The 1470-nt window shown below is 26.9% G+C and carries 1 protein-coding gene; it reads right to left on the reverse strand.

The genetic code is table 11. The features are described from left to right. Positions 1-333: 333 nt before the first annotated feature. The gene (locus E6248_RS15965) at positions 334-1221 is read right to left on the reverse strand and encodes an AraC family transcriptional regulator (protein ID WP_316341753.1); all 888 of its coding nucleotides are present in this window, start codon (positions 1219-1221) and stop codon (positions 334-336) included. Positions 1222-1470 lie beyond the last annotated feature (249 nt).

Consider the following 1470-nt stretch of genomic DNA (forward strand, 5'->3'; position numbering starts at 1 on the left):
GTATTATCACTAGTAGACTATTAACCTTATTTATATTACGATTCTCCATAACGGTTGCATATGAGTTTTTTATATTTTATTATTCTACATGTTTTCTATGTAATTATGGTACAAACTCAAAAGTATAATTTTATATATTAATCTAGACTACTTGTATTACTTAACTTCTCTTAAGAAGAAATGTACTACTTATAAGTGATAATAAATTAATGTTACAGGGTTCCGAAGCAACTAGAACTATATAGTAGGGTGTCAAAACATGTTTTCCGTATGTTTTCATACCCTACATTTTTATCTTCTACATTTTTTATCTTATATTATAAAAACAGTAATTTATCTTTTCTGTATTGGTACATAAATTTCCATTACAGTATCTTTTCGTCCATGACATCTCTCATCATAAAATTCGAAATCAAATTTACTTTCATCAAAAACATATTCACTATCTTTAAACCACTCTTCAAATATATATTTCCAAGTATTCTTTATTGCCTCTGGAAAGTCGTTGTTATCCTGATTCTTAGATGTGTCTACTGGCAGTGTTGTAAAAACAGCATAAGTTGCTTCTGGAACTTCAACTGTTATCATATCATTAGTAACATTATCAAAATTATCAATTATAACACCAAGTAAATATAATGCATCTCCACTTACTCCACTTTCTGGAACACATATCCCAACTTCACCATGCCTTGGAGGATTTAATATTTTGTACATTTTACTTTCTAAATTTTCGCCATCATAATTACTCCAAAATGAAGCTATATCTTTAGTATAATTACTATTAGTAATATTAGTTTTAATACCATAGCCAGCAACCTTAAATGCTGCTTTTTTCATAATAACAGGATTCATAATATAACCTCCAAGTTCTAATTTTGATTCTTTATTAAAATAATTTCCCATACATTTCACATATTGTTTAGGATTAAAACCAAATTCCTTTTTGAATGCTTTAGAAAAACCATTATGTGTTTTAAAACCATAATCAAGTGCAATATCTATTATTCTCTCACCTTTAAATAAATCAATAGCAGCTAATGAAAGTCTTCTCTTCTTTACATACTCCATTAAAGTCATTCCTTTATTAATATTAAATACTCTTAAAAAATGAAAAACAGAATATCCACTGCTACTCGCTATTACTTCTGGAGTTAAATCACTTTTTATATTTTCCTCAATAAACTCAATACATCGTGATATGGCATCACTATAATTCAAATTATCACCATCCTTTTCCCACGTGGTAATTCTAATATATCACTTAACTTTTTATAATGCTGTTCATAAATTGCTAAAGTATTCTTTAAATAAAAAAACAACTTAAGCTATATAACTCATTAGCTTAAGTTGTTATTTAATAAGCCCATTTACTTATGATATGGTTAATCATTCCTAATTCTAACTATTAATAAACTTACCCTATATAGTTAATATCATATAACCCACTTCTATATAGCTATCCAATAT

Origin of the sequence: Clostridium sp., from assembly GCF_032552055.1 — a bacterium.
Classification (GTDB): domain Bacteria; phylum Bacillota; class Clostridia; order Clostridiales; family Clostridiaceae; genus Clostridium.